The sequence below is a fragment of the Achromobacter sp. genome (assembly GCF_050285565.1).
Taxonomy (GTDB): Bacteria; Pseudomonadota; Gammaproteobacteria; order Burkholderiales; family Burkholderiaceae_B; genus Achromobacter.
Map to the genome: position 1 here is coordinate 20,390 of NZ_JBLZXG010000011.1, position 25,363 is coordinate 45,752.

Consider the following 25,363-nt stretch of genomic DNA (forward strand, 5'->3'; position numbering starts at 1 on the left):
GGACATTCTGTGTGGAACGACGCTCGCACTACCAACCTGATCGCCAACACGCTTGCCGTGCTGGCGGTCTGCGCCATGCTCGTCGCGGGCGTGGTGTGGGTGGCGCAGCGTCCGTATTTCACGCTGTCGGCCATCGAGCTGGAGTCCACGCCGGACACCGAGCTGCACTATGTGTCGCCGGGCGCGGTGCGTGCTGCGATCGCCGGACGTTTCAAGGGCAACTTCTTCACGGTGGACCTGGACGACGCGCGCGCGATCTTCGAGTCGGTGCCTTGGGTGCGCCACGCCACCGTGCGGCGGATCTGGCCCAATGTGCTGCGCGTGCGCATCGAGGAACAGCAGCCGCTGGCGCTGTGGAACGAGAACCAGATGATCAACACCTGGGGCGAGGCGTTCACGGCCAACACGGGCGAGGTGGACGACGAGACGGTGTTGCCGCAGTTCTCCGGACCCGAGGGCACCGAATCGCTGGTGGTGCAACGCTACGCCGAACTGGCGCGCTGGTTCGCGCCGCTCGATATGCATGTCAAGCAGCTGGAGCTGAGTCCGCGCTACGCCTGGCGCGTGGTGCTGTCCAACGGCATGTTGCTGGACCTGGGCCGCGATCCGGGCGCCGATGCGCCGGACCCGCATGGCCTTCCCGGCGCGCTGCCTTTCGCGGCGCGCATTCAACGTTTTGTGCAGGCGTGGCCCGCCGTGGCGGGGCGCCTGGAAGGGCGCACCATCACGCAGGCCGACCTGCGCTATCCCAATGGTTTCGCGCTGGCGCTGGCCCCCTTGCCTGCGTCGGAAACCAAATCCAAATCCACACCGAAACCTCCCAAGAAACGCTAACGCCATGACCCGTGACATCAAGGACCTTATCGTCGCCCTCGATATCGGCACCAGCAAGGTGGTGGCTGTGGTGGCTGAAATCCTGCCTGAAGGCCGCTTCGAGGTGCTAGGCCTGGGCCAGCACGAATCGCGCGGCATGCGTAAGGGCGTGGTCGTCAACATCGAGACCACTGTGAATTCCATTCAGCGCGCGCTTGAAGAAGCCGAGCTGATGGCAGATTGCAAGATTCGAGACGTCTACACCGGCATCGCCGGCAGCCATATCCGCAGCTTCAATTCCAGCGGCATGGTCGCCGTCAAGGACAAGGAAGTCACCGCCACCGACGTCGCCCGCGTCATCGAGACCGCCAAGGCGGTGAACATCCCGACCGACCAGCAGGTGCTGCACGTGCTGACGCAGGAGTTCATCGTCGACGGCCAGGAAGACATCCGCGAGCCCATCGGCATGAGCGGCCTGCGCCTGGAAGTGCGCGTGCACATCGTGACCGGCGCGGTCAGCGCCGCGCAGAACATCGTCAAGTGCGTGCGCCGCTGCGGCCTGGAAGTACAGGATCTGATCCTGCAACCGCTGGCTTCCAGCCTGGCCGTGCTGACCGCCGATGAAAAGGAACTGGGCGTGGTGCTGGTGGACATCGGCGGCGGCACCACCGATGTGGCGATCTTCACTGGCGGCGCGATCCGTCACACCGCCGTGCTGCCGATCGCCGGCGACCAGATCACCAATGACATCGCGGCCATGCTGCGCACGCCCACGCCCGATGCCGAGGAAATCAAGCTGCGCTACGGCGTGGCCAAGCAGGTGCTGGCCAGTCCCGACGAATCGGTGGAAGTGCCGGGGCTGGGCGACCGTGGTCCGCGCCAGGTCAAGCGCCAGGCGCTGGGCGCGGTGATCGAACCGCGCGTGGAAGAGCTGTTCACGCTGGTGCAGCAGGTGGTGCGCGACTCCGGCTACGAGGATCTGCTGGCTTCCGGCGTGGTGCTGACCGGCGGCTCGGCGCAATTGCCCGGCATGATCGAACTGGCCGAGGACGTGTTCCTCAAGCCGGTGCGCGTGGCGGTGCCCGAATACGAAGGCAGCCTGGCCGATGTGATGCGCAATCCGCGCTTCTCGACCGTGATGGGGCTGCTGCAGGAAGCGCGCATGCAGCGCGTGCGCGGCCGCAAGGTCGCCGCGCAGACCGGCAATTTCAAGAGCCTGCTGGCGCGCATGAAGGAATGGTTCATGAATTGAAGAGGGGGGCAGGTTGGGGCCTGCTCCTTGGCACGATCCGCGGCGGTAGGGCGGGCCGGGCCAGAAAGGGGAGGCGTCTCAAACCCGTTGCGGACCAAGGCAGTCGGCTTCGGCTTTGAGGCGATTCACAAAATATAGGTTGTTGGGGAATTTTTGTGATTTGCAAAATCGGACTTGTGAGGGAGTCATCATGATGAACTTTGAGATGCTTGAGAACAACACCAAAGGGACCGTAATCAAGGTCGTTGGTGTGGGCGGTGCGGGCGGCAATGCCGTGGCGCACATGATTCGCAGCGGCGTGCACGGCGTGGATTTCATCTGCGCCAACACCGATGCGCAGGCACTGGCGGCGACCAACGCGCCGGTGCAGATCCGCCTGGGCCGCACCGGCCTGGGCGCGGGCGCCAAGCCCGAGCAAGGCCGCGCGTCGGCCGAAACCGCGCGTGAAGAGATCCGTGCCGCCCTGAACGGCGCGCACATGGTCTTCATCACCGCGGGCATGGGCGGCGGCACCGGCACGGGCGCGGGTCCGGTCGTGGCCGAAGTCGCCAAGGAGCTGGGCATTCTGACGGTGGGCGTGGTCACCAAGCCCTTCTCGTTCGAAGGCAACAAGCGCATGAAGATGGCCGAGGATGGTATTTCCGAGCTGGCCAAGCACGTGCATTCGCTCATCGTGGTGCTCAACGAGAACCTGTATGAACTGATGGACGAGGACGCGACGCAGGAAGACTGCTTCCGTTCGGCCGACGACATCCTGCACAACGCGTGCGCGGGTATCGCCGAAATCATCAACGTCGAAGGCAACGTCAACGTCGACTTCGAAGACGTCAAGACGATCATGGGCGAGCAGGGCCAGGCCATGATGGGCACGGCATCGGCCTCGGGCGCTGACCGCGCCCGCGTCGCCGCCGAGCACGCCATCGCTTGCCCGCTGCTGGAAGGCGTGGATCTGAACGGCGCTCGCGGCGTGCTGGTCAACATCACCGCCAGCCGCTCGCTGAAGATGCGCGAAACGCGCGAAATCATGGAAACGATCCGCAGCTACGCTTCGGACGACGCGACCGTGATCTTCGGCACCGCCTACGACGAATCGATGGGTGAAAACCTGCGTGTGACCGTGGTTGCGACCGGCCTGGGCCGTGCGCAGGCGCGTCCGCAACTGGTGCAGAACACCGCCGAGGCGCTGCGCACCGGCACCGACAACCTGCCCATGGGCGCGATGCCGGCCGTCGGTCAGGGCGACTACCGCAATCTGGACATGCCGTCTGTCATGCGCAACCCGCGCAGCCAGGCGTCGGCCCAGGTGCGGGCGCTGGAAAGCTCGGGCATGGATCATTTCGACATCCCGGCGTTCCTGCGCAAGCAGGCGGATTGAACCTGGAGCCTGATTTCAGGCTCCTATGCACTCCCTCATCTCCGGCTTGCCTGTCCCCGCGGGCAAGCCGGAGGCGGAGCGGTCCGTGTTTTCTTTGTAAGGCGTGAATCGGGGACGGTTTTATTGGTCGGTCATGATGCTTTGATGGCGTCAAGAACCGGACAGAGTTACAATACGTCAGTTACGCCGGCAATCTCTGGTCATCTTGCCGGCTTCCTGGCTCAAAATACCTTAGTCTCATGTTCCGACAGCGCAGCATTCAGAATCTCGTCCGCACGACAGGCGTCGGCGTCCACTCCGGACGGCGGGTCGAGCTCACCCTGCGCCCGGCGGCGCCCAACACGGGCATCGTGTTCCATCGCGTCGATCTGCCCGAGGTCGTCGACCTGCCGGCGCAGGCCACCGGGGTGGGCGATACGCGCATGGCGTCCGTGCTGCAGCAGGGCAATGTCCGCGTGTCCACGGTGGAACATCTCATGTCGGCGCTGGCCGGCCTGGGCATCGACAACCTGCATATCGACCTCACTGCCGAAGAAGTCCCCATCATGGACGGCAGTGCGGCAACCTTCGTGTACCTGTTGCGCTCGGCCGGCATCGTCGAGCAGAACGCGCCGAAGCAGTTCATCCGTGTGTTGAAGACGGTGGAAGTGCGCGAGGGCGAAGGCCGCAACGAGAAGTGGGCCCGGCTCGAACCCCATGAAGGGTACGCGCTGGCCTTCTCGATCGACTTCCGCCACCCCGCCATCGACTCGACCGCGAATTTCGCTGAAATCGATTTCGCCACCCATTCGTACGTGCGCGAGATCGCCCGTGCCCGCACCTTCGGCTTCGTCAACGAAGTCGAAGCGCTGCGGTCGATGGGCCTGGCCCGCGGCGGCAGCCTGGACAACGCCATCGTGATGGACGAGTACCGGGTGCTCAACAGCGACGGCCTGCGCTACGACGACGAATTCGTGAAGCACAAGATCCTGGACGCCATCGGCGACCTGTATCTGTTGGGCAAGCCGCTGGTGGCGCGCTACGTGGCGTGCAAGTCGGGCCATGGCCTGAACAATCAGTTGGCGCGCGCGCTGCTGGCGCAGCGCGACGCCTGGGAACTGGTGACCTACGAATCGCAAGCCGAGGCGCCGCAGGCGTTCCGGCACGAATGGCAACTGGCCTGAGGCCGGTCTGCCGCTGATGGCCGGTGTCTCCGGGGACTGTCCCCGGCGGGCAACCGGCCATTTTCATTTGGGATGGCATCCAAGGGGTGTCACCCGTCCGCCCGCCAACGCGCTTCGGGCGTAAACCGCGGCGTCATCCCGTCCGGCAATGTGGCCATTGTGGCCAGCCGAAAGGCGGGCATCCGGACAAGTCCGGCTATCTCAGCTACTCTTGTGGTGCTTCAATAGTTTGGCGACCGCGTCGGCCAGCGGGCCGGGTCGCAGGTTGCCGTGCAGGGTTTCGAACGCGCCCAGCGCGGCATCCCCCAGCGGTTGCGCCTCTTTCGGCGGCAGCGGCTTGCGGGCGCCGGGCTTGGGCAGGCCGGCTTGTACCTTCACGGCAATTTCGTTAAGGTTCCAGCCTCGGTCCGTCAAGGCCTGCGCGATGCGCGGGGCCAATTGACGCATCTTCGCCGCGTGCGCGGCACTGGGCACCACCAGTTGAAGGCGCTGGTTTTCCAGCTTGCCTACCTGGCAGACGGAGCCCAGCGGGGCGGGCAGGATCGCCGCCACCGCATATTGGATTTGCAAGTGCTTGCGGGCGGTCGCCAGTACCCCGGCGCCCCGCATGTCATGACCCAGCCATCCCAGGGCGGTATTTTCCCCTCGCCGGCTGGAACTGGAACGTTGACGGTATGAAGTGGGTCTATTCATCCCGGCTCTGAGAATTAGGAAGCAAACCTTGAAAATCGTGATTATGCACGCCCGCGACGGGCAGGACGGGCATTTCACCCTGGGAGGCGCGCGCTTGGCGTTGTTTCTGGGGGGCGCGCTGATGACGGCCGCCATCTTCGGCGCCGCCCTTCAGCGCTACATTACTCCTATCCTGCCCGCCGTACACACGGTCGGCTGGCCGCTGTCCGAACAGCCCGGGCGCGATGCCGACTTCCTGCGCGGCAACATGAATCTGCTGGCGGCCAAGGTGGGCGCGTTGCAGGCCAAGCTGGCCAGCATCGACGGCCTGGGCCAGCGGGTGGCGAAGGTGGCGGGCGTGGCCTACACCGATCCCGAAGTGGCCAAACAATTGGCCTCGGCGCCGGACGAGATGCCGCACGCGCCGCAGGCCACGCAAGTCATGGACGACCTGTTCACCGAGGGCACGCCGCCCAGCGCCGCCTCGGCCGAAGCCCTGGGCCGCCAACTTGACGAGATCCAGGAGCGGCTGGCCCTGCAGACCGACAATCTCAAGCTGCTGGACGCCGCGCTCACCCGGCGTTCGGCCGACCAGGCGCGCATGCCGACGGCGATGCCGATCACCGATTATCCCTATCTCAGTTCCTCCTACGGCTGGCGGCGCAATCCGGTCACCGGGCGTTCGGCCATGCACGAGGGGCTGGACTTCGCCGCGCCGCCGGGCACGCCGATCCTGGCGGCCTCGGGCGGGGTAGTGCTGGAAGCCAAGTTCCATCCCGGTTACGGGAACATGGTCGAAATCGACCATGGCGATGGTCTGATTACCCGCTATGCCCACGCCTCGTCCCTGATGGTCAAGCAGGGGCAACTGGTCGAACGGGGGCAGCAGGTGGCGCGGGTCGGCTCTTCCGGCCGATCCACCGGGCCGCACCTGCACTTCGAGGTGCGGCTGGCCGGACAGCCGCTGGATCCGCGCCTGTTCCTGGGGCCGCAACAGCACGCGCCGCCAGCGGTGGCGCAAGCCGGTGCCGACGGCGCCGCGCGCTGACGCCCGATCCGGGCTACAGTGCCACCTGGCCATAGGGCCAGGCTATTACGCGCCAGGTGCGTTAAACTGGTTCGTTTCCCAGCGGATCCCCGCTCAACCAATAACATCAAGTCACGGGCGACGCCGTCCCTTGCCCATCGCGGGCGCGGCGGGGCTCGTGCGGCCGACATACGCATGGTTTCTCTGCTCAAAAAACTCATAGGCAGCCGCAACGACCGGCTGCTTAAGCAGTATCGCAAGCTGGTAACCCAGATCAATGGGCTGGAGCCCAAGATCTCCGCGCTCTCCGATGCGGAGCTGGCGGCCAAGACCGCGGAGTTCCGTTCCCGCCACGCCCAGGGCACGTCGCTCGACGACCTGCTGCCCGAAGCCTTCGCCGTCGTGCGCGAAGCGGGCAAGCGGGTGTTCGGCATGCGCCACTTCGATGCGCAGTTGCTGGGCGGCATCGCCCTGCACAGCGGCAAGATCGCCGAAATGCGCACGGGTGAAGGCAAGACGCTGATGGCCACGCTGCCGGTGTACCTGAACGCGATCGCCGGCAAGGGCGTGCACGTGGTCACGGTGAACGACTACCTGGCCCGCCGCGACGCCGAATGGATGGGGCGCCTGTACCATTTCCTGGGCCTGACCACAGGCGTGGTGGTGCCGCAGCAGCCGAACGAGGAGAAGAAGGCCGCCTACGCCGCCGACATCACCTACGGCACCAACAACGAATTCGGTTTCGACTACCTGCGCGACAACATGGAATACCGTGTTGAGGACCGCCGCCAGCGCGGCCTGTTCTACGCCATCGTCGACGAAGTGGACTCGATCCTGATCGACGAGGCGCGCACGCCGCTGATCATCTCGGGCCAGGCCGAAGACCACACCGAGCTCTACATCCGCATGAACGCGGTGCCGCCGCTGCTGACCCGCATGGCCAGCGAGCCCAAGCCGCAGGAACCGGAACCCGACGGCGATTACTGGGTCGACGAGAAGAGCCAGCAGGTCTATTTGTCGGAAGCGGGCCACGTCAACGCCGAAGGCATCCTGGCGCGGCTGGGCATCCTGCCCGAGGGCGAGTCGCTGTACGACCCGCGCCACATCGCGCTGATGCATCACCTGATGGTGGCGCTGCGCGCCAACACGCTGTTCTTCCGCGACCAGCAGTACGTGGTACAGGATGGCGAAGTCATCATCGTCGACGAATTCACCGGCCGCCTGATGGTGGGCCGCCGCTGGTCCGATGGCCTGCACCAGGCGGTCGAGGCCAAGGAAGGGGTGAAGATCCAGCACGAGAACCAGACGCTGGCGTCGATCACCTTCCAGAACTACTTCCGCATGTACGAGAAGCTGTCCGGCATGACCGGCACGGCCGACACGGAAGCGTACGAATTCCAGGAAATCTACGGGCTCGAAACGGTCATCATCCCGACCAACAAGCCCATGATCCGCAAGGACCAGAATGATCAGGTCTTCAAGACGGACGCGGAAAAGTACAACGCCATCCTCGAAGACATCCGCGACTGCCACGAACGCGGCCAGCCGGTGCTGGTGGGCACCACCAGCATCGAAAACTCCGAGCTGCTGTCGGGCCTGCTGAAAAAGGCCAAGCTGCCGCACGAAGTGCTGAACGCCAAGCAGCACGCCCGCGAAGCCGAGATCGTCGCCGAAGCCGGCAAGCCGGGCCACATCACCATCGCCACCAACATGGCCGGCCGCGGCACCGACATCGTGCTGGGCGGCAGCGTCGACAAGCAGGTCGACCTGATCCGCGCCGACGAATCGCTGTCCGAAGCCGAGAAGACCGCCCGCATCGAGAAGGTGCGCGCCGACTGGAAGCCGCTCAACGAGCAGGTCAAGGCCGCTGGCGGCCTGCGCATCATCGGCACCGAGCGCCACGAATCGCGCCGTATCGACAACCAGCTGCGCGGCCGTGCCGGCCGCCAGGGTGACCCGGGTTCGTCGCGCTTCTACCTGTCGCTGGAAGATTCGCTGATGCGCATCTTCGCGGGCGACCGCGTGCGCGCCATCATGGAACGCCTGAAGTTGCCCGAGGGCGAGCCCATCGAGGCCGGCATGGTCACGCGTTCGATCGAGACCGCGCAGCGCAAGGTGGAAGGCCGCAACTTCGACATCCGCAAGCAATTGCTGGAATACGACGACGTCGCCAACGACCAGCGCAAGGTGTTGTACGCGCAGCGCAATGAAGTGCTGGAAGCGGCCAGCGTCAGTGCCACGATCGAGAATCTGCGCGACGCCGCGGTGGTGGAACTGTTCAACACCTATGTGCCGCCGGAATCGGTGGAAGAGCAATGGGACATCCCGGCGCTGCAGAAGGCGTTGGAAGCCGACTGGCAGGTGCATCTGCCGCTGGTCGAGATGCTCGAGAAGGAATCCAACCTGACCGACGAAGACCTGCGCGAGCGCGTGGTCGCGGCGGCGCGTGACGTCTACCAGGGCAAGGTCGACCAGGTCGGCACGGAATCGTGGTCGCAGTTCGAGCGTTCGATCATGCTGCAGGCGATCGACACGCATTGGCGCGAGCACCTGTCGGCGCTCGACTACCTGCGCCAGGGCATCCACCTGCGCGGCTATGCGCAGAAGAATCCCAAGCAGGAATACAAGCGCGAGGCCTTCGAGCTGTTCTCGGGCATGCTGGACCGCATCCGCGACGACGTGGTGCGCGTGCTGATGACGGTGCGCGTGCAGTCGTCCGAGCAGGTCGAACAGGCCGAGGCCGAAGCGGCCCAGTCGCACGTGCAGAACGTGCAGTACCACCATTCCGACTACGCCGAGGCCCTGGCCCAGTCGGCCGACGACGCGGGCGCCCAGCCGGTGCGCAACGTGCTGCCCAAGGTGGGCCGCAACGATCCGTGCCCGTGCGGCAGTGGCAAGAAGTACAAGCAGTGCCACGGCAAGCTGGTCTGAACGGATAACGCCATGCTGCATGCCGTCGGCCAGACCGAGTTCGATCACGCCGTGGTCATGGTGCGCGACCGGCTGGATGCGCTGGCGCCGCACTTCGAGCGCCAGGGCTTTCACCTGAGCGACAAGGCGGTGCACAACCTCGGGTCGTGCAATCGCCTGATCGTGCTCGAAGGCACCTACGTCGAACTGCTGGGCTGGCCGCCTGGCGCGCCGCCGGCGCGCCAGGAAATCGCCGAATCGCCCTTCGGGCTCGAGGCGTTGGTGTTCCGCACCTACGACGCCGAGGCCACGCGCGAGCGCCTGCTCGCCGCCGGCTTCGCGGTCAATCCGATGCAGGAATTGTCGCGTCCCGCCATGCTGGACGGCCAGGAAGTGCAGGCCCGTTTCCATACGGTGCGTTTCGCCGAGCAACCCTTGCCCGGCATCCGCATGTACTTCTGCCGCCACTTGACGCCCGAATGCGTCTGGTCGCCCGAACTGATGGCGCATCCCAATGGCGCCCGCCGCCTGTTGCGGATCGACGCCCGCGCCGCCCGGCCGCGCGAGGTGGCCGAACGCCTGGCCCTGGTGGCGGGCGTCACGGCTGAAGCCGTGGCCGGCGGATGGGACGTGCCGTTAGCCAACCTGCGCATCCACGTGCGCGAGGATGCCTCGGCGGTGACCCCGGTGCTGTCCACGCTGACGCTGGAAAACCGCGACGGCGCCCATTACACGCTCGATACCGGCGTCTGATCCTTCCTCCCGCGCGCGGTCGCCGCGCGGACCTTTCCCCTGATTGATTTCGCCGTTCCCCAGTTTTTGGGGGGACGGCGTGTTGTCGCGTGCCTTGCGGGCAAACCCGGGTTGCGAGGCAAAGTGTATGCACTTTAGTATGCACTTCATTCCACCCGGAGCGCCCAGGCGGCCGACATCCTCATGACGCCATCCCGACCCACAGCCCGCACCATGGCCGGCCAGGCCGAGCTGTACAACGCCGTCAAGGCGATGGCGGTGAGCTTCGAGTTCAAGCCGGGCGAACGCATCAACGAAGTCGAACTGGCCCGCCGCCTGAACGTCAGCCGCACACCGCTGCGCGAGGTGCTCAACCAGTTGATGGTGGAAGGTTTCCTGACCCGTTCGGTGAACCGCGGTTTCATCGCGCGGCTGCTGGACGCCAAGCAGATCCACAGCCTCTACGAATACCGCGCGGTGCTCGAAGCGGGCATCGTGCACGCGGCCTGTGAGCGCGCCACCGACGCGGAACTGGCGGCCTTGCGCGCATTCGTCGAGCGCTCGCGCGACGAGCCTGAAGACAGCGATGCGACGCGCCTGCTGGAGCTGGACGAGGCGTTCCACCTGACGCTGGCGCGCTATTCGCGCAACGAGGAATTCGTGCGGGCGCTGGAAAGCGTCAATGCCCGCATCCATTTCGTGCGCTGGATCGACATGCAGCAGGGCCGCCGCAGCCACACCCAGGGCGAGCACATGCGCATCGTCCAGGCGCTGGAGCGGCGCGATATCGAGGCCCTGCCGGACATGATGCGCAGCCATATCGGCCGGCGGCTGGACCAGATCACCGATGTCATCCGCACCGGCTTTTCCACGATTTACATGCGGGACCAGGCCGAACCCGCCGCGGCAGCGCCGGCCAACACCACAACAGCAGGGGAAAACACATGACCTATACAACGATGCGGCGCGCCTTGGCGGCCGTTTGCGCGCTTGCCGCGCTGGGAGGCGGATTGGCCGCCGCGCCCGCCCGGGCGGAGGAAAAGCCGCTGATCCTGGTGGTGCCGTATCCGCCGGGCGGCAGCACCGACATCCTGGCCCGCATCCTGCAGCCGCGGCTGTCCAAGGAACTGGGCGGCCGCGCCGTGGTGGTGGAAAACCGCCCGGGCGCCGCCAGCCAGATCGCTACCGCCTTCGTGGCGCGGGCCGAGCCCGACGGCAGCACGCTGCTGGTGAGCTTCGATAACCACGGCATCAATCCGGCGGTGAAACCCAAGCTGCCGTACGACACCTTCAAGGACTTCGTCGCCATCACGCAGACGGTGCGTTTTCCGCTGGTGCTGGGCGCCAACCCCGCCGTGCCGGGCGACAACCTGAAGGAATTCCTGGCGGCCGCGGCCAAGCAGCCGCCCAACAAATTCAACTACGCCTCCACCGGCGTCGGCTCGCTGAACCACCTGGCGCCCGAAGAACTCAAGCGCCTGTCGAAGGTGGAGCTGCTGCACGTGCCGTATGGCGGCGGCGGCCCGGCCATCCAGGCCGTGGTGGGCGGACAGGCCAACATGACCTGGCTGAGCTTCGCCGCGCTGCGCGGCCAGATCCAGGCCGGCAAGATCAAGCCGCTGGCGGTGGCGGGCGAGAAGCGCCTGCCGGATCTGCCGAACGTGCCCACGGTGGCCGAGTCCGGTTTCCCGGGGTTCGTCGCCTATTCGTGGAGCGGCATGTTCGCGCCCAAGGGCACGCCGGAGGCGACCGTCAAGAAGCTGACGCAGGCGTTCAACACGGTGCTGGCCGATCCCGACGTCAAGAAAAAGCTGGAGGAAGCCGGCTTCGAGATCGTGGCGTCGAACGGCCCGGCGCTGGATGCCTACGTGAAGGCGGAATACGACCGCTGGAGCAAGTTCATCAAGAGCAGCAACATCAATCTGGATAACTGAGCGGCCGGCGGCGGGGCGCGCTTGCGTCCCGCCCGGTCCGCGCATCGCGTGGAGAAGACATGGATACCTTGACTGGCGCCGAAGCAATGGTGCGGATGCTGCAACACAACGGCGTCAAACATATTTTCGGCCTGTGCGGCGACACCAGCCTGCCGTTCTACGACGCGCTCTACCGGCTGGATCACGGCATGCGTCACATCCTGACCCGGGACGAGCGCAGCGCCGGCTACATGGCCGACGCCTATGCCCGCGTGACCGGCAAGGTCGGCGTGTGCGAAGGGCCGAGCGGCGGCGGCGCGACCTATCTGCTGCCGGGGCTGGTGGAGGCCAATGAGTCGTCTATCCCGGTGCTGGGTATCACGTCCGACGTGGCGGTGGGCTCGCGCGGCAAGTACCCGCTGACGGAACTGGACCAGGAGGCGCTGTACCGGCCGCTGACCAAGTGGAACCGCACCATCGACCGCGCCGACCAGATCCCCGGCATGGTGCGCGCGGCATTCCGCGCCATGACCACCGGCAAGCCCGGTTCGGCGCACCTGTGTTTCCCCTATGACGTCATGAAGCAGCAGGTCGATGCCGCCGATGTCTGGGCCCAACCCGAACATGCGCAGTTTCCCTCGTTGCGCTACGCGCCGGATCCGGCCGACGTGGCGCGCGCGGCGCAGCGGCTGGTCGGCGCGCGCTCGCCGGTCATCATCTGCGGCGGCGGCGTCGTCATCGCCGGCGCCAGTGGCGCGCTGCAAGAACTGGCCGAGAGCCTGAAGGCCGCGGTCTGCGTGACCGTCAGCGGCCAGGGCAGTCTGGCCGACACGCATCCGCTGAACGCCGGCGTGGTGGGCTCGAATGGCGGGGTGATGGCCACGCGTGACGTGGTGGCCGCGGCCGACGTGGTGTTGTTCGTGGGCTGCCGCGCCGGGTCGACCTCGACCGAGCACTGGCGCTTCCCGAACCGCGACGTGCCGATCCTGCACATCGACATCGACCCGATGGTGATCGGCGCCAACTATCTGACCGAGGTCGGCATGGTGGGCGACGCCAAGCTGGCCCTGCAGGCGCTGGGCGCCGAAGTGCAAGCGCGCCTGGCGCACCGGCCCCATGACGCGGCCGACGGCGCCGTGCTGGCGGGCCGGGCCAAGGCCGCGCGGCGCGCGCAACTGGAGCCGCTGGCCGGCAGTCTGGAGGCGCCGATTCGTCCCGAGCGCGTGGTGCAGTCGCTCAATCGCCTGCTGCCCGACGACGCGGTGGTGTGCGCCGATCCCGGCACGCCGTGCCCGTATTTCTCGGCCTATTACGACGTCTCGCGGCCCGGTCGCCACTTCATCACCAACCGTGCCCATGGCGCACTGGGCTTTTCGATGTCGGCGGCCCTGGGCGCCTGGGTCGGCCGGCCGAACGCCAAGTGCGTCTCGGTGATGGGCGACGGCAGCTTCGGCTTCACGGTCGGCGAGCTGGAGACCATCGTGCGCCACAAAGCGCCGTTGCTGATGGTCGTGTTTTCGAATTCAGTCTATGGCTGGATCAAGGCGAGCCAGAAGGCCGGCTACGACAAGCGCTACTACAGCGTGGACTTCGACCGTACCGATCATGCCCGCATCGCCGAGGCCTATGGGGTGAAGGCGTGGCGCGTGGAAGACCCGGCCAAGCTCGACGCGGCGATCAAGGCCGCCATGGAGCACGATGGCCCGGCGCTGATCGACGTGGTGGCGCAGCCGCTGCAGGATGCGGCGGCGCCGGTCAGCCAGTGGATGGGTTGACGACCCGGGCAAGGGAATGCGAAGCGGGGCCAGGATTGGCCCCGCTTTTTTCATGGAGTCGATGCCGTCCGGCAGGCGCCGTGGTGCGCGTTCAGTGTGGTGCGGGCGTGGGCACCAGATGGTTGACGCCGGTGCAGAGATCGGCCTGGTCGACCCCGTAGATGTGCAGCGACACGGCGACACCCGGGCCGCCGTTGCCAAGCCGGTGGATGTGGTGCAGTCCCTGGGGGGCGGTGATGATGTCGCCCGGGCGACGCCTGGCTTGACCGCAGGGCTGGGCGGTGCCGGCGGCGGGATCCCAGCGGTAATGGGTTTCGGTCAGTTCGCCTTGCAGGACTTGGTAGGTGCACCAGGTCTTGTGGCCGTGCACCGGGCTGAATTGCTCCGGGCGCCAGATCAGGTAGGCGACGGTGAAGGCGCCATGCGGGTCGGCGTAGGCGATGTGGCGAGTGTAGCGGTCGGGACGGCCGGCGCGCAGTTCCGGCGGCAGGGCGTGCAGCATGTCGCCGGCACTGGCGACGCTGGCGGCCAGTTCGCGCAGGAAGGCGCGGGCCGCGCTCATCTGGGCGGTCTGTACCGATTCGCACAGCGAGCGCAGGTCGGCGGTGGCGAGTGGCGGGTTGGGCATGGCGGAACGCCTGAATGACGAGCTTTCATCTTAGGCAATCGTGCTGGAATGCCTTTGCCAAATCGGCCCGCGCGGAGCGGATGTTTAGAAAAAAATTCCACCCCCACCAGGCGCCCGCGCTCCTATACTGATCCGCTTCGTGGCACCACTCTGGAGGGTCGGGCATGGATCTCGGGATCAGCGGCAAGACGGCATTGGTATTCGGCGGCAGCCGCGGCATGGGCCGCGCCTGCGCCCTGCAATTGGCGCGCGAGGGCGTGGCGGTGACGATCGCGGCGCGCAATCCGCAGACGCTGGAGCAGGCCGCGACCGAGATCTCGCGCGCGACCGGCATCGGCGTCGGCTGGGTCTCGGCCGACCTGACCCGGCCCGAGGGACGCGACGCCGCGCTGGCGGCCTGTCCGCACCCCGACATTCTGGTCAACAATGCCGACGGCCCCATGCCGGGCGACTTTCGCGACTGGTCGCACGACGACTGGATCGCGGCGCTGGACGCGATGATGCTGGGCCCCATCGACATGATCCGGCGCGTGGTTGACGGCATGATCGAGCGGCGCTTCGGCCGCATCGTCAATATCGTGTCGCGCAGCGTCAAGGCGCCGCATGCCGAACTGGGCCTGTCCAATGGCGCGCGCGCCGGGCTGATCGGCTTTGTCAGCGGCCTGGCGCGGCAGACCGTGCGCCACAACGTCACCATCAACAACCTGTTGCCGGGGGCCTTCGCCACCGATGCGCAGGCGCGCCACATCCGCGGCATGCTGCAGGAGGGCGGCAAGAGTTTCGAGCAGCTGTGGGACGAGCGCGGCCGCGCCAGCCCCGCCGGCCGCTATGGCCAACCCGAGGAGCTGGGGGCGTTGTGCGCCTATGTCTGTTCGGCGCAGGCGGGCTACATGACGGCGCAGAATATCCTGCTCGATGGCGGCGGCTACCCCGGCACGTACTGACCTCGCGCCACGGGCCGCTTAGGGTGTTCCGCGGCTGGACGCGGCCGGGGTGACAGGGCAACATTGCGGCGATATCGCTTGAGGAACCTCCATGGACCAGACGGACATCAAGATCCTGGCGTTGCTGCAAAAGGACGCCACCTGCTCGGTCGCCGAGATCGCCGAACAGGTCAACCTGTCTGTCACGCCGTGCTGGCGCCGCATCCAGAAGCTCAAGGATGACGGCGTCATCGCCCGCAACGCCATTCTGCTGGATCCGCGCGCGCTGGGCCTGAACCTGACCGTGTTCGTGTCCATCAAGACCAGCCAGCACAATGAAAAATGGACGCAGAGCCTGATCAATGCGGTCATGGCGCTACCGAACGTGGTCGAGTTCCATCGCATGGCGGGCGACATCGACTATCTGCTCAAGGTGGTGGTCGAGGACATGGCGGCCTATGACCGCTTCTACCGCCGCCTGATCGGGGCGGTCGACCTGCTGGATGTCAGCGCCAGCTTCTCGATGGAAGTCATCAAGAGCACCACGGAGCTGCCGCTGGACGCGGTCTAGCGGCAGCCGCGGCCCGGCCCGTCACGACGGCGCGGCCGCCCCGCCGGGCCGGGGATGGCGGGTGGCGCGCGCGGGCGCAATTTTTTTTCCTGGCGCGGGCTTTCAGAGAATACAAATTTCTTTCGGCCTGTTGCGCGTGGCCCATCTCGCAATTCTTTTGCGCGGCAGGCGGCGTAGCATATCCGTCATTCCCGCCATGGGAAGGAACCCGGGATATCAGAGGCCCCTATGTCGTTGGCAGTACCCGCCGGCTGCGCCGGATTGGCGAAGACGCAACCCGCGTCGGTGGAAGATCTTTTGGTTGGATGGAATGGCACCGACGACCTGTGGGTGTTCGCTTACGGTTCGCTGATCTGGCATCCCGGGTTCGCCTGGCGCGAACGCCGCCTGGCCACGGTGCGCGGCTATCACCGTTCGCTCTGCCTGTGGTCGCATGACCATCGCGGTTCGCCCGACAATCCCGGGCTGGTGTTCGGCCTTGACCGTGGCGGCTGCTGCCGCGGCGTGGCCTTCCAGATCGCCGCCGCCGATGTCCCCTCGGTGTTCCACGCGTTGTGGCGCCGCGAGATGGTCACCGGTGCCTACACGCCGCGCTGGCTGACCTGCCATACCGATCAGGCGCCGGTGCGCGGCCTGGTGTTCCTGCTCAATCGCGCCTGCCAGGAATACGCCGCCGACCTGAGCGACGACCGCCTGCTGGCCTCGGTACGCAACGCGGTCGGGCATTCGGGCCCATGCCTGGATTACGTGGTGGAAACCGAAAAGGCGCTGCGCGCCCACGGCATCGACGATTGGCGCCTGGGCGAACTGGTGCGTCGATTGGGCATGCAGCCCTGCTGATCGCGCGGTCCGCCACCGGGGGCGGGCCGTGGCCGGGCCGTCAGAACGCCCAGCGGCCGAACATGAACAGCACGTTGCCCGCGCCGCGCGAGCCGGGAATGTAGGTGGCGTACAGCATGGTGTCCTTGTAGCCGGCCGAGACCAGCGGCAGCACGCCGGGGAAGGGCACGTAGCTCATGATGTCGTGGCGTGCCGTCAGGAACACCGTGTAGCCGGCGCCCAGGCGGAAATTCTCGCTGACCCGCCCGATCTTCAGGAAGCCGTAGCCGGCGATCGGCTCGACCTTGCTGTGCGAGTCCAGGAAGGCCATGGCATACAGGCCCTGCCAGTCGCCGTCTTCATCGTAGAGGCTGCGGCCATAGCCGCCGCCCCAGGCGAGTTCGTTGAAGCTGTTGATCTTGTCGCGGCTGTACATGGCGCGGTTGTGCCAGGCGTAGCCACTGAAATAGAGGTCGTTGCCGCCTTCGGTCCAGATCTGGTCGAGGCGTTGACAGGCGGATTGGGCCCATGAGGGCAGGCTGTCACAGGCGTGCGCGGTGGCACCGAAGGTCGAGAGCAGCAGGCAGAACAGCGCTGCCCGGATTCTGGCGGTCATTGTAGAAACAGAGAATGATGACAACCCCGTTACTGTAACGGAGCGGCCATCATCTTTACTGTCATGCCGCTGTCAAATCGGCCCCACAGAGACCTGGTGAAACAATCCTGTGCGAGTCCGTTGTGGACGCGCTACAGCAGGAAAATGGTCGCCAGTCCCAGGAAGATGAAAAAGCCCAGCGAGTCGGTGGCGAAGGTCAGCAGTACCGACGAGCCCATGGCGGGATCCTTGCCGAAGCGCGCCCGCACCATTGGCACCAGCACGCCGACCGAAGCGCCGACCAGCATGTTGCAGACCATGGCTGCCATCATCACCAGCGCGATCGAGATCGAGTGCGAAATGGCCCAGGCGAACAGGGCCGCCACCAGGCTGCCGCACAGGCCCACCATCAGGGTCACGAACAGTTCGCGCTTGACCAACTGCCACAGGTTGCGGCCGGTGATCCGGCCCATGGCCAGGGCGCGGATGATCAGCGTCATGGTCTGGTTGCCGGAGTTGCCGCCGATACCGGCGACGATGGACATCAGGAACGCCAGGATCACGATCTGGCTGACCGTGCCCTCGAATTGCGAGGCCACGAACGAGGCCGTGGCGGCGGTACAGAGGTTGAACAGCAGCCACGGGGCGCGGTTGCGCAGCGCCGTGCTGACCGGGGCGAAGATGTCTTCTTCCTGCAGGCCGGCGCGCGACAGCGCCTGTTCCTGCGAGTCTTCGCGCATCACGTCGACCACATCGGCGATGGTGACGCGGCCGATCAGGCGGCCCTGGTCGTCCATCACGGGCGCCGATACGAGATCGTAGCGCTCGAATGCGCCAGCCGCGTCGGCGTCGGAATCGAGCGGATTGAGCGTCAGGAAATCGGAGTTCATGACGGCGCGCACTTCGGTTTCGGGTTCGCTGACCAAGAGGCGCGACAGCGGCAGGATGCCTTGCAGCTTGTCCTGGCGGTCGACCACGAAGATCTGGTCGGTGTGGTCGGGCAGTTCGTGCAGGCGGCGCAGGTAGCGCAGCACCACTTCGAGCGTGACGTCCTCGCGCACCCGCACCATCTCGAAGTCCATGATGGCGCCGACGCTGTCTTCCGGATAGCCCATGGCCTCCAGCAGTTGCGCCCGTTCTTCTTCGGTCAGGCCCTTCTGCACCTCGGCCACCACGTCCGGCGGCAGGTCCGGCGCCAGGTCGGCCAGCTCGTCCGCGTCCATGTTGCCGGTGGCGGCCACCAGGTCCTGGCGGTCCATCGCTTCGATCAGCGATTCGCGCACCCAGTCTTCGACCTCGAGCAGCACGTCGGCGTCATGCTCGGGGCTGACCAGTTTCCAGATGGCCTGGCGCTCGTCCTTGGGCAGCGACTCCAGGATGAAGGCGATGTCCGCGGGATGCAGGCCGTCCAGCAGGGTCTTGAGTTCCGCTTCGTGCTGGCGGTGAACCAGGTCTTCGACCAGGTTGGCCTTGGCGTCGCCTTCTTCCTGGCGATGCACCAGATCGGCGACCAGTTGTTGGCGGCGCAGGCGTTCCTGGACTTCGGCCAGGGCGTGCTGCGCGTCTTCCGGGTCGAGGCGGCGGGGCGTCGCGGGCGGTTTGTGCGCGGCGGCGGACTGCGTCATGCGTTACGACTCAAAGAATGGGGAGGGGGCGGCTGCGCCGCGCTTCGTCGGTGGCGACGTAGGTCAGCGTGGCTTCGGTGACCTTGACGACTTCGGCGTCCAGCCGCTGGCGTTCCGCGTAGACCTCGACCGACACGGTGATGGAGGTCTTGCCGGTCTTGACGATGGATGCGTAGAAACTGAGCAGATCGCCCACGAAAACGGGCTGCTTGAACTGGAAGGCGTTGACGGCGACGGTGGCCACGCGTCCGGCGGCGCGGCGGGCGGCGGGAATCGAACCGGCGATGTCGACCTGGGACATGATCCAGCCGCCGAAAACGTCCCCGTGGATATTGGCGTCCGCCGGCATCGGCATGACGCGTAATACGGCGTCGCGATTGGCGGGCAAGGTCGTGAAGGGAGTTTTGGTGCTGGAGGTCATGCGGCCGGCTCCAATGCAAGGCAACCAGCCGATTATGCAGGAAAAACGGGGCGCCGGCGCGGGCCGGCGCCCCGTCGGGACGCATTATCGAAGCGGGCGCGGATCAGGATGCCAGCTTGACGATGCCGTAGCCGCCGACCAGCAGCCAGACGTACAGGATCAGGCCCAGCGCCATCACGCGCGGACCGGCCTTGCGGATGTTGGCGAAGCGGGTTTCGATGCCCAGTGCGGTCATGGCCATGGTCAGGGCGAAGACGTCCAGGCGGCGGATGGCGGCGACGGCGTCGGCAGGGATGATGTTGAGCGAATTGACGATGGCCAGGGCCAGGAAGCCGACCGCGAACCAGGGGATCGGCAGCTTGGCGCCCTTGGCGCCGCCGCTGGCGTGGCTGGCGGCGTTACGCAGGTACAGCCCGAGGATCAGCAGCACCGGCACCAGCAGGGCGACGCGGGTCATCTTGACGATGGTGGCGACTTCCGTGGTGGCGGGGTCGATGTTGCTGGCGGCGCCGACCACCTGCGCGACTTCATGAATGGTGCCGCCGATGTAGATGCCCAGCGCCTGGGTGTCGAAGGGCAGCCAGCCAGCGTGGTACAGCACCGGATACAGGAACATCGACAGCGTGCCGAACAGCACCACGGTGGCCACGGCCACGGCGCTCTTGTGCGGTTGCGCCCGCAGGGTCGGTTCGAAGGCCAGCACGGCGGCGGCGCCACAGATGGCGCTGCCGGCGGCGGTCAGCATGGCGGTGTCGCGGTCCAGCCCCAGGAGGCGCTGGCCGACCCAGGTGCCCAGCAACAGCGTGCCGACCACCACCGCCACCGACACCGCCAGCCCCGGCAGGCCCACGGCGGCGATCTGCTGGATGCTGATGTTCAGGCCGTAGAAGGCCACGGCGATGCGCAGCAGGCGGCGGGCGGTGAAGTTGACGCCCACGCCCCAGTCGACCGGCATGGTGCCGCGCAGGAAGTTGCCGTACAGCATGCCGCAGACGATGCCCACCACCAGCGGCGAGAAGCCCAGCTGGCGGATGGCGGGCAGATCCGCCAACTGCATGACCGCGGCCGACATGAGGCCGACGAACAGAACCCCGTTGAGCTTGTCGCGCCAGGGGGTGGCGGCCGCGGCGGCAGGCGTGGCGGGCGCGGCGTGTGGGGGGGCGGTGGTGCTGGCGGTACTCATGGCAGGCCTTTCTGCATATCTAAATAACTAGTCGAAATATTAATTTTGCTGGCGTTATTTGGAAAATTTTCATTTTTGATATGAAATATCAGGAATTCTGATAATTTCGCCACCGCATGGATGGCGTCCTCTCCCGCCCATGACCCCCGACCAGTTGCTCACCTTCGCCACCGTGGCCGATGCTGGCAATATCAGCCGCGCCGCGCAGCAGCTGCATCTGTCGCAGCCGGCGGTGTCGGGCCAGTTGCGGGCCCTGCAGGAATGGTTCGGCGAACCGCTGTATCGCCGCAGCGGCCACGGTATCGTCTTGACCGAGGCGGGCGAGCGCCTGGCCGAGCAGGCGCGCCAACTGCGCCAGGTGTACCGTCAGGCGCAGGCGGTGCGGGAATCATGGCGCGGCCTGGAAACCGGTGTGCTGCGCCTGGGCGCCAGCACGACCCCGGCCAGCTATCTGCTGCCCGGGCTGGTGGCGGACTTCCGTCATGCCTTTCCTGCCGTCAGCCTGCACCTGTCGGACGGCAACACCCGTGAAATCGTCGAGCGTCTGCCGGCGCTGGACCTGGCCTTCATCGAAGGCGACGTGCCCGCCGGCCTGCCGGCCGACACCGCCGTGCACGCCTGGCGGCAGGACGAGGTGGTGGCGATCGTGCGCGCCGACCATGCCCTGGCCGGCAAGGGGGCGGTAACGCTGCGGGATCTGGCGGCCTCGGCGCTGGTGATGCGCGAACCCGGTTCGGGCGTGCGGCGGCTGGTCGAGCGGGCCTTTGCCGATGCCGGCCTGGCGCCGTCGATCGGCCTGGAACTGGCCGGGGTGGAAGGGGTCAAGCAAGCGGTTCGCGCCGGCCTGGGGGTGGGCTTTGTGTCGGCCATGTCGATGCGGCACGAGGATGGCGCGCTGGCGTCGCTGCGGCTGCTGCCGCGGCCCTTGACCCGCACCTTGAGCATCCTGGTGCCGCACGCCGACGCGGCCGCCCGCGCCGCCCGGCGCTTCCTGGCGATGTGTCAGGCGGTGCGGACGGGAGCGGGCGAAGGCCTGTCCGGCCCGGCCTGAGCGCCGGCCGGCCCTGGCTGAGGCGTCAGGGCTTGGCCAGGCGCTTGAGCGCCAGTTGCACCCAGTAGGTGCCGCCCAGCGGCAGCAGCTCGTCGTTGAAGTCGTAGCTGCCGTTGTGCAGCATGCATGGGCCCAGGCCATGTCCGGCGGCGCGGTGGTCGCCGACGCCATTGCCGATCCAGACGTAGCAACCCGGCAGTTCCTGCAGCATGAAGGCGAAGTCCTCGGCGCCCATGGTGGGCTGCACGTGGTCGTTGACCTTGTCGGCGCCGACGATGTCGCGCATGACCTCGGCACAGAAGGCCGCTTCTTCCGGATGGTTGATGGTGGGCGGGTAATTGCGCTGGAAGGTGAATTCCACTTCGCAGTCCATTGCCGCGCAGGTGTGGCGCGCGATCTCTTGCATGCGGCGTTCGATCAGATCCAGCACTTCCAGCGTGAAGGTGCGTACCGTGCCGCGCAGTTCGGCGTGGTTGGGCACCACGTTATCGGCGCTGCCGGCGTGGATCTGGGTGATGCTGAGCACCGCGGCGTCGAGCGGATTGCGGTTGCGCGTGATGATGGTCTGCAGCGATTGCGCCAGTTGCACCGCCGCCATGACCGGGTCGATGCCCAGGTTGGGCATGCCGGCATGGGTGCCCTTGCCCCTGACGACGATGGAGAACTCGTTGCTGGAGGCCATGATGGGGCCGGCGGTCACGCCGAAGTGGCCGGGCGCCATGCCGGGCCAATTGTGCATGCCGAACACGGCTTCCATCGGGAAGCGCTTGAACAGACCATCGTCGATCATGCGCTTGGCGCCGCCGCCGCCTTCCTCGGCGGGTTGGAAGATGACGTAGACCGTGCCGGCGAAGTCGCGGTGCTGCGCCAGGTAGCGCGCGGCGGCCAGCAGCATGGCGGTATGGCCGTCATGGCCGCAGGCGTGCATCTTGCCATTGTGCTTGCTGGCGTGGGCGAAGGTGTTGGCTTCCTGCATGGGCAGGGCGTCCATGTCGGCGCGCAGGCCGACGGCGCGCTCGCCGGGCAGGTTGCCGCGGATGATGCCGACCACGCCGGTGCCGCCGAGGCCGCGATGGATTTCAATGCCCCATTCCTCGAGCTTGGCCGCGACCACGTCGGCGGTGCGGAATTCCTCGAACGCCAATTCGGGATGCGCGTGGATGTCGCGCCGGATCTGGGAGATATCGTCTTGCCAGGCGACGATGGGATCGAGCAGTTTCATGGGAGGGATCGGGCGGAATTTGGGAACGCAACAAGGTTATCATCAATCAAAAACCAATTTAATGGAGACAAACACCATGACTCGCCCGTGGCTTGCCCATTACCCGCAAGGGGTTCCGGCCGACATCTCCATCGACGGCTACACATCGCTGACCGATCTGCTGGACCGGGCATGCAAGCAATACGCGGGGCGGGTCGCCTGCACGGCCATGGGCAGCGATATCACCTATGCGCAACTCGACGCGCTCGCCCGTGGCTTCGCCGGCTGGCTGCAAAGCCTGGGACTGCCCAAGGGTTCGCGCGTCGCGCTGATGATGCCGAACGTGCCGGCCTACCTGGTGGCGCTGCTGGGCACCTTGCGCGCCGGTCACGCGGTGGTCAACGTCAATCCGCTGTATACCGCCGAGGAATTGCAGCGGCAGTTGCTCGACAGCGGCGCGGCGGTCATCGTCATCCTCGAGAACTTCGCCCACACCTTGCAGAGCGTGTCCGACCGCGGCCAGCTCAAACACGTCGTGGTGACCGGCCCGGGCGACTTGCTGGGCGGTCTGAAGGCGCCGCTGGTGAATCTGGCTGCCCGCTATATCAAGAAGATGGTGCCCGCCTGGCATATCGACGGCGCGCTGATGCTGCCGAAGGTGCTGGCCAGGGGCGCCGGCCTGCCGTTCAGCGCGCCGGCCATCTCGATGGATGACCTGGCGGTACTGCAATACACCGGCGGCACCACCGGCGTGCCCAAGGGCGCCATGCTGACGCACCGCAACCTGACCGCCAACGTCAAGCAGATGGAGGCGGTGGCGGCGCCGGCGCTGCGCGACATGACCGATCGCCAGATCACGGTGCTGAGCGCGTTGCCGCTCTACCATGTGTTCGCCATGACGGTCTGCGGCCTGTACGGCATGTACGCGGGCATGCGCAACGTGCTGATCATCAACCCGCGCGACCAGCCCTCGCTGATCAACGCCTGGCGCAAGACGCCCATCAACGTCTTTCCGGGCGTCAATACGCTGTTCAACGCGCTGGTGCACAACGACGATTTCGCCAAGCTGGACTTCTCCGGGCTGCGGCTGGCGCTGGGCGGCGGCATGGCGGTGCAGCGGGCGGTGGCCGAGCGTTGGCTGAAGATCACCGGACGGCCCCTGATCGAAGGCTATGGCCTGTCGGAGACCTCGCCGGTGGCCACGGTCAACCCGTGCGACGCCACGGCGTATTCCGGCTCCATCGGCCTGCCGCTGCCATCCACGTATGTCGCCATCCTGGATGACGCGGGCAACGAGGTGCCGCTGGGCGAGCGCGGCGAGGTCAGCATCCGCGGGCCGCAGGTGATGGCCGGCTATTGGCGCAAGCCCGAGGAAACCCGCCACGTCATGACGGCCAACGGTTACTTCCGCACCGGCGATATCGGCATCATGGACGCCCAGGGCTACACGCGCATCGTCGACCGCAAGAAGGACATGATCACCGTGTCCGGTTTCAAGGTCTATCCGAACGAGGTCGAGGCGGCGGTGTCGCAGATGCCGGGCGTGCTGGAATGCGCCGCGATCGGCGTTCCCGACGAGCATTCGGGCGAGGCGGTCAAGGTGTTCGTGGTGAAGAAGGATCCCGCGCTGACCGAGGCCCAGGTGCAGCAGTGGTGCAAGGACAAGCTGACCGGCTACAAGCGGCCGCGCTTTGTGGAGTTCCGTGACGAACTGCCCAAGAGCAACGTCGGCAAGATTTTGCGGCGCGAGTTGCGTCCGGACGCCGAGGCCGCCGCGCCGCAGGGCCAGACGGCCTGAATCGGCGCGGCTGCCGGGCTTCAGCCCGGCTGATCCAGGTGCGGCGCGATCATGTCGTGCAGGGCGCGTTCGATGTCCGGATTGCCGGCCACCACGCGTCCGCCGATGGGCCAGGAATCCTGCCGGTGCATGTCGCTGCAGGCACCGCCGGCCTCGCGCACGATCAGCGTGCCGGCGGCCACGTCCCAGGGCGCCAGGCCCATTTCCCAATAGCCGTCGTAGCGGCCGCAGGCGGTCCAGGCCAGATCGAGCGCGGCCGCGCCCATGCGCCGCACGCCGCGCGCCCGATTGATGGCGTCGTGCAGCATCGGCATGTACTGGCTGGCGAAGGAGAAATCGCGGAACGGGAAGCCGGTGGCCAGCACCGAGTCTTCGAGCGTGCGGGTGCGCGAGCAGGTGATGCGGCGGCCATTGAGCCAGGCGCCCAGGCCATGCACCGCGGTGAACAGCTCCTCGCGGCAGGGATCGTAGACCACGCCGGCCACCGGCATGTCCCGCGCCAGGCGTTCGGTGGCCGAGATGGCGGTGCCGGCATGCGCGATCAGCGCGATCGACACCGCATAGTGGGGGATGTCGTGCAGGAAATTGGTGGTGCCGTCCAGCGGGTCGATGTACCAGGTGGCGGCGCCCTGCGCCTGGCCGCCGGTTTCCTCGGCGACGATGCCGAACTTCGGGGTGCGCGTCTGCAGTTCGTCGATGATGGCGGCTTCGGCCTCGCGGTCGGCCTGCGACACCAGATCATTGCGCGCCTTGCGATCGATCACCAGATCGGCGCGGTGATGCGCGTAGGATTGCAGGATGGCCGCGCCGGCATGCGCCGCTGTGACCGCGGCGTCGAGCGCCGCGCACAGGTCGATGGGCGAGGTCAGCGAGCGGGGCGGATCATAGGTTTCCATGAAACCAGTGTAAGCCCTGG

Annotated in this window: 23 protein-coding genes; 15 read left to right on the forward strand and 8 right to left on the reverse strand. The window is 66.6% G+C overall.

The window, feature by feature from the left end; translation table 11 throughout:
- The first annotated feature begins 9 nt into the window (after positions 1–9).
- The 4 genes from ACN6O8_RS21805 (at position 10) to lpxC (ending at position 4,603) form a co-directional block, all read left to right on the forward strand.
- Entirely contained in the window at positions 10–834 is an 825-nt protein-coding gene (locus ACN6O8_RS21805; RefSeq protein WP_427993083.1) for a cell division protein FtsQ/DivIB, read from the forward strand.
- 4 nt (positions 835–838) lie between these two features.
- Positions 839–2,065: a cell division protein FtsA gene (gene ftsA / locus ACN6O8_RS21810; RefSeq protein WP_006217473.1), complete on the forward strand. Its 1,227-nt coding sequence runs from the start codon at positions 839–841 to the stop codon at positions 2,063–2,065.
- Between the two features lie 190 nt (positions 2,066–2,255).
- Positions 2,256–3,440, forward strand: coding sequence for a cell division protein FtsZ (gene ftsZ / locus ACN6O8_RS21815; RefSeq protein WP_427993084.1), 1,185 nt, complete (start codon positions 2,256–2,258; stop codon positions 3,438–3,440).
- Between the two features lie 239 nt (positions 3,441–3,679).
- Complete coding sequence (lpxC, locus tag ACN6O8_RS21820; protein ID WP_054433506.1) at positions 3,680–4,603, forward strand: UDP-3-O-acyl-N-acetylglucosamine deacetylase; 924 nt, start codon at positions 3,680–3,682, stop codon at positions 4,601–4,603.
- A 201-nt stretch (positions 4,604–4,804) separates the two neighbouring features.
- Here the strand turns inward: lpxC and ACN6O8_RS21825 are convergent, their stop codons facing one another.
- Entirely contained in the window at positions 4,805–5,212 is a 408-nt protein-coding gene (locus ACN6O8_RS21825; protein ID WP_427993227.1) for a DciA family protein, read from the reverse strand.
- Positions 5,213–5,339: 127 nt separating this feature from the next.
- Between ACN6O8_RS21825 and ACN6O8_RS21830 the strand changes: the two genes are divergently transcribed.
- From ACN6O8_RS21830 to ACN6O8_RS21855, 6 genes are all read left to right on the forward strand, one after another.
- The gene (locus ACN6O8_RS21830) at positions 5,340–6,323 is read left to right on the forward strand and encodes a M23 family metallopeptidase (RefSeq protein ID WP_427993228.1); all 984 of its coding nucleotides are present in this window, start codon (positions 5,340–5,342) and stop codon (positions 6,321–6,323) included.
- A gap of 174 nt (positions 6,324–6,497) precedes the next feature.
- Complete coding sequence (gene secA, locus ACN6O8_RS21835) at positions 6,498–9,233, forward strand: preprotein translocase subunit SecA (RefSeq protein ID WP_427993085.1); 2,736 nt, start codon at positions 6,498–6,500, stop codon at positions 9,231–9,233.
- Positions 9,234–9,245: 12 nt separating this feature from the next.
- Complete coding sequence (locus ACN6O8_RS21840; RefSeq protein WP_427993086.1) at positions 9,246–9,965, forward strand: VOC family protein; 720 nt, start codon at positions 9,246–9,248, stop codon at positions 9,963–9,965.
- Positions 9,966–10,178: 213 nt separating this feature from the next.
- Entirely contained in the window at positions 10,179–10,892 is a 714-nt protein-coding gene (locus tag ACN6O8_RS21845) for a GntR family transcriptional regulator (protein WP_427993229.1), read from the forward strand.
- Positions 10,889–11,878: a tripartite tricarboxylate transporter substrate binding protein gene (locus tag ACN6O8_RS21850; RefSeq protein ID WP_427993087.1), complete on the forward strand. Its 990-nt coding sequence runs from the start codon at positions 10,889–10,891 to the stop codon at positions 11,876–11,878. The genes ACN6O8_RS21845 and ACN6O8_RS21850 overlap by 4 nt, the downstream gene beginning before the upstream one ends.
- A 59-nt stretch (positions 11,879–11,937) precedes the next feature.
- Positions 11,938–13,632 carry a thiamine pyrophosphate-binding protein gene (locus tag ACN6O8_RS21855; RefSeq protein WP_427993088.1) on the forward strand — a complete coding sequence of 565 codons (1,695 nt, stop codon included), beginning with the start codon at positions 11,938–11,940 and terminating at the stop codon, positions 13,630–13,632.
- Between the two features lie 91 nt (positions 13,633–13,723).
- Here the strand turns inward: ACN6O8_RS21855 and ACN6O8_RS21860 are convergent, their stop codons facing one another.
- On the reverse strand, positions 13,724–14,260 hold the full coding sequence (locus ACN6O8_RS21860) for a cysteine dioxygenase (RefSeq protein ID WP_427993089.1): 537 nt from the start codon (positions 14,258–14,260) through the stop codon (positions 13,724–13,726).
- A 164-nt stretch (positions 14,261–14,424) separates the two neighbouring features.
- On the opposite strand from ACN6O8_RS21860, the gene ACN6O8_RS21865 reads away from it, so the two are divergent.
- From ACN6O8_RS21865 to ACN6O8_RS21875, 3 genes are all read left to right on the forward strand, one after another.
- Complete coding sequence (locus ACN6O8_RS21865) at positions 14,425–15,204, forward strand: SDR family oxidoreductase (RefSeq protein WP_427993090.1); 780 nt, start codon at positions 14,425–14,427, stop codon at positions 15,202–15,204.
- A 91-nt stretch (positions 15,205–15,295) separates the two neighbouring features.
- On the forward strand, positions 15,296–15,754 hold the full coding sequence (locus ACN6O8_RS21870; RefSeq protein ID WP_105555509.1) for an Lrp/AsnC family transcriptional regulator: 459 nt from the start codon (positions 15,296–15,298) through the stop codon (positions 15,752–15,754).
- Positions 15,755–15,982: 228 nt separating this feature from the next.
- A complete protein-coding gene (locus tag ACN6O8_RS21875) occupies positions 15,983–16,594 on the forward strand; it encodes a gamma-glutamylcyclotransferase (protein ID WP_427993091.1) in 612 nt (203 codons plus the stop codon).
- A gap of 40 nt (positions 16,595–16,634) precedes the next feature.
- On the opposite strand, the gene pagP is transcribed toward ACN6O8_RS21875, so the two are convergent.
- From pagP to ACN6O8_RS21895, 4 genes are all read right to left on the reverse strand, one after another.
- Positions 16,635–17,189, reverse strand: a complete 555-nt coding sequence (gene pagP / locus ACN6O8_RS21880) for a lipid IV(A) palmitoyltransferase PagP (RefSeq protein WP_427993092.1) — start codon at positions 17,187–17,189, stop codon at positions 16,635–16,637.
- A gap of 131 nt (positions 17,190–17,320) precedes the next feature.
- On the reverse strand, positions 17,321–18,793 hold the full coding sequence (gene mgtE / locus ACN6O8_RS21885) for a magnesium transporter (protein WP_427993093.1): 1,473 nt from the start codon (positions 18,791–18,793) through the stop codon (positions 17,321–17,323).
- Between the two features lie 10 nt (positions 18,794–18,803).
- A complete protein-coding gene (locus ACN6O8_RS21890; RefSeq protein WP_006388802.1) occupies positions 18,804–19,214 on the reverse strand; it encodes an acyl-CoA thioesterase in 411 nt (136 codons plus the stop codon).
- 103 nt (positions 19,215–19,317) lie between these two features.
- Complete coding sequence (locus ACN6O8_RS21895) at positions 19,318–20,397, reverse strand: YeiH family protein (RefSeq protein ID WP_427993094.1); 1,080 nt, start codon at positions 20,395–20,397, stop codon at positions 19,318–19,320.
- 139 nt (positions 20,398–20,536) lie between these two features.
- Here ACN6O8_RS21895 and ACN6O8_RS21900 point away from each other — a divergent pair, with 139 nt between their 5' ends.
- Complete coding sequence (locus tag ACN6O8_RS21900) at positions 20,537–21,448, forward strand: LysR family transcriptional regulator (protein ID WP_427993095.1); 912 nt, start codon at positions 20,537–20,539, stop codon at positions 21,446–21,448.
- Between the two features lie 25 nt (positions 21,449–21,473).
- Here the strand turns inward: ACN6O8_RS21900 and ACN6O8_RS21905 are convergent, their stop codons facing one another.
- Positions 21,474–22,670 (reverse strand): M20 aminoacylase family protein, encoded by a 1,197-nt coding sequence (locus ACN6O8_RS21905; protein ID WP_427993096.1) that lies wholly within the window; start codon positions 22,668–22,670, stop codon positions 21,474–21,476.
- A 76-nt stretch (positions 22,671–22,746) separates the two neighbouring features.
- Here ACN6O8_RS21905 and ACN6O8_RS21910 point away from each other — a divergent pair, with 76 nt between their 5' ends.
- Positions 22,747–24,447 (forward strand): AMP-binding protein, encoded by a 1,701-nt coding sequence (locus ACN6O8_RS21910; protein WP_427993097.1) that lies wholly within the window; start codon positions 22,747–22,749, stop codon positions 24,445–24,447.
- A 20-nt stretch (positions 24,448–24,467) separates the two neighbouring features.
- On the opposite strand, the gene ACN6O8_RS21915 is transcribed toward ACN6O8_RS21910, so the two are convergent.
- Positions 24,468–25,343 (reverse strand): inositol monophosphatase family protein, encoded by an 876-nt coding sequence (locus ACN6O8_RS21915; RefSeq protein ID WP_427993098.1) that lies wholly within the window; start codon positions 25,341–25,343, stop codon positions 24,468–24,470.
- Positions 25,344–25,363: the final 20 nt, after the last annotated feature.

Coding starts and splice junctions, on each gene's coding strand:
- ACN6O8_RS21870 (WP_105555509.1), top strand. CDS start 15,296: ATGGACCAGACGGACATCAAGATCCTGGCGTTGCTGCAAAAGGACGCC.
- mgtE (WP_427993093.1), bottom strand. CDS start 18,793: ATGACGCAGTCCGCCGCCGCGCACAAACCGCCCGCGACGCCCCGCCGC.
- ACN6O8_RS21825 (WP_427993227.1), bottom strand. CDS start 5,212: ATGCGGGGCGCCGGGGTACTGGCGACCGCCCGCAAGCACTTGCAAATC.
- ACN6O8_RS21910 (WP_427993097.1), top strand. CDS start 22,747: ATGACTCGCCCGTGGCTTGCCCATTACCCGCAAGGGGTTCCGGCCGAC.
- ACN6O8_RS21865 (WP_427993090.1), top strand. CDS start 14,425: ATGGATCTCGGGATCAGCGGCAAGACGGCATTGGTATTCGGCGGCAGC.
- ACN6O8_RS21890 (WP_006388802.1), bottom strand. CDS start 19,214: ATGACCTCCAGCACCAAAACTCCCTTCACGACCTTGCCCGCCAATCGC.
- ACN6O8_RS21830 (WP_427993228.1), top strand. CDS start 5,340: ATGCACGCCCGCGACGGGCAGGACGGGCATTTCACCCTGGGAGGCGCG.
- ACN6O8_RS21840 (WP_427993086.1), top strand. CDS start 9,246: ATGCTGCATGCCGTCGGCCAGACCGAGTTCGATCACGCCGTGGTCATG.
- ACN6O8_RS21900 (WP_427993095.1), top strand. CDS start 20,537: ATGACCCCCGACCAGTTGCTCACCTTCGCCACCGTGGCCGATGCTGGC.
- ACN6O8_RS21875 (WP_427993091.1), top strand. CDS start 15,983: ATGTCGTTGGCAGTACCCGCCGGCTGCGCCGGATTGGCGAAGACGCAA.
- ftsA (WP_006217473.1), top strand. CDS start 839: ATGACCCGTGACATCAAGGACCTTATCGTCGCCCTCGATATCGGCACC.
- ACN6O8_RS21860 (WP_427993089.1), bottom strand. CDS start 14,260: ATGCCCAACCCGCCACTCGCCACCGCCGACCTGCGCTCGCTGTGCGAA.
- ACN6O8_RS21855 (WP_427993088.1), top strand. CDS start 11,938: ATGGATACCTTGACTGGCGCCGAAGCAATGGTGCGGATGCTGCAACAC.
- pagP (WP_427993092.1), bottom strand. CDS start 17,189: ATGACCGCCAGAATCCGGGCAGCGCTGTTCTGCCTGCTGCTCTCGACC.
- ftsZ (WP_427993084.1), top strand. CDS start 2,256: ATGATGAACTTTGAGATGCTTGAGAACAACACCAAAGGGACCGTAATC.
- ACN6O8_RS21895 (WP_427993094.1), bottom strand. CDS start 20,397: ATGAGTACCGCCAGCACCACCGCCCCCCCACACGCCGCGCCCGCCACG.
- ACN6O8_RS21915 (WP_427993098.1), bottom strand. CDS start 25,343: ATGGAAACCTATGATCCGCCCCGCTCGCTGACCTCGCCCATCGACCTG.
- lpxC (WP_054433506.1), top strand. CDS start 3,680: ATGTTCCGACAGCGCAGCATTCAGAATCTCGTCCGCACGACAGGCGTC.
- ACN6O8_RS21850 (WP_427993087.1), top strand. CDS start 10,889: ATGACCTATACAACGATGCGGCGCGCCTTGGCGGCCGTTTGCGCGCTT.
- secA (WP_427993085.1), top strand. CDS start 6,498: ATGGTTTCTCTGCTCAAAAAACTCATAGGCAGCCGCAACGACCGGCTG.
- ACN6O8_RS21845 (WP_427993229.1), top strand. CDS start 10,179: ATGGCCGGCCAGGCCGAGCTGTACAACGCCGTCAAGGCGATGGCGGTG.
- ACN6O8_RS21905 (WP_427993096.1), bottom strand. CDS start 22,670: ATGAAACTGCTCGATCCCATCGTCGCCTGGCAAGACGATATCTCCCAG.